Raw genomic sequence first — 1,860 nt, forward strand, 5'->3', positions numbered from 1 at the left:
GTTCGTGGGTGGCTTTTTGTTGGAACGGTTGTAAATATTTGTTGAGGATATCCCGTAGTTTCCTACTAGAACCAGTGGTTTTAGCAATGCGTTTGATGAGGTCATCTTGCTCTAATTCTCCGAGGGCAAAAGATGCTATTTTCAGACAAACTCTCACAGCGGTACTGCGACGATGATCTGGCATATTGGCCCAGGTTAAAGGCCATTTTAGTAGGAAAGCTTCTGGGGTAAGTGCTGAGTCGATTAATTTGCGGTAATCATCAGCGGTATGACCGGCTTTAAAATATTCACATAAACCGGCTTTGGGGAATTGAGCAATTTCAGGAAGTAGTTGGATTTTACCGTGTAACCACTCACCAGCATAAAATAGACTACTGAAGACGCTGGGGTTGAGCCGACCATCTGCATCAAATAGAGTAATTAGCCGACTATTCTGAGGTAATGCTTTGCGGACATGGGAGACACCAGCAACGGCGCCGGTGGGGATACCACTTCTTAATGTAGCGATTTTGGCATCTTTCCAACCTTCTGTAATCACCTCACAGCCTGGGGGTAGCATGGCTTCTGCTTTATAGCCAACGGGGGTAAGATATTTAGCAATGCTGCCGTTGGGGCGGACTATGGGGTTATCGAGACGCAGTTGGCCAAAGGTGGGAGTAAACCGCATGAATAGGCCGGCGCTGGAAATCCATTCTTGGCCATCCCATACTTTAAAGCCAAGGTTGAGCGCTTCTTCTGCTGAAAGTGAACAAATTTCGCCATCTTCGTGAAATTTGGTAATCTCCTCAATGGTGAAACCTTCTCCTACTAAATGTTGAACGTGGTAGAGGTGTAATGGGTTTGGTGGTGGGTTGAGTGGTGGGTTTTTAGCTGTCTTGGCTTTCTTGGTGTGGCCGGTATGGCGTGACTGCTTTTTCTTGCGGAGTTTGGGCGTTTGATTTGCTGCTTGGGCCGGTGGGATAGAAGAATCTTCTTTCGTTCGTTCGTTCTCTGAAGGAGTCAGACTATCTGAACCTAAATTATCTAGTTCTGTTGGTTCGTTTGGATTAGCTGCCAGACTATCTGAACCTAAATTATCCAGTTCTGTTGGTTCGTTCCCTGAAGGAGTCGGATTATCTGAACCTAAATTATCCAGTTCTGTTGGTTCGTTTCCTGAAGGAGTCGGATTATCTGAACTAGGAATCGGGGTTCCTTTCACTCGTTGGCTTTTGAGCTTTGGTTTTGATTTACTGGTGGCGGTTAAATCCCGTTGTCGCCGGCGTTCTGCGCGTTCTGGTTCAGTCAGAATGCGAGCAATAGCTGCTGTATCCCCACACCCCCAGCATTGATATTCACTTTCGCTGGGACTGATCGTCAGCTTAAATGTGTCACAGTTTGGACATTTATACTTATTCTTCTTTTTCCGATGGGCTTCTAGTTCGGAAATGTAGTTGCGGATATCGAAGTTATTGTCGTAATTCATGGATTTGCCTCAAATTGGTGATTATTGAGGCAGTTAGATGCACCACAAACAATTTATCTATCCTTCTTGGGGGTCTTTTCCTTTTTAGTTAACGTTTACGCGGCTAGTGAAATATTTTTCTCTGGCCTAGTAAAAATTTGTTATGCCTTTCAAAAAGTGTTATTATTCTTCTTGAAAAGAAAAAAAAACCCCCAGTCTTTAGCAACAGAGTCAAAATTTCCGATTTATCTGCTGTTCGCTAAAGCGCAAAAGGATATAGATTGTGGGACGCGGTACATCAACCGCCTTTTATGCCTAATTCCGTAAGCCCTCTACTCTTCAGACAGTAGGGGGTTTCAACTTTTTAGGTCTGTTTTTTCTTTAATGCTGGGCAACCTCTACTACTGGTGGGATGGTTA

Annotated in this window: 1 protein-coding gene; it reads right to left on the minus strand. The window is 44.4% G+C overall.

Translation table 11 applies throughout. The features are described from left to right. On the minus strand, positions 1 to 1,462 hold a 1,462-nt coding region (locus NG798_RS27500), incomplete at its 3' end, for a toprim domain-containing protein (RefSeq protein ID WP_261226905.1). Between the last annotated feature and the right edge of the window lie 398 nt (positions 1,463 to 1,860).

It is taken from the genome of Ancylothrix sp. D3o (assembly GCF_025370775.1).
Classification (GTDB): Bacteria; Cyanobacteriota; Cyanobacteriia; order Cyanobacteriales; family Oscillatoriaceae; genus Ancylothrix.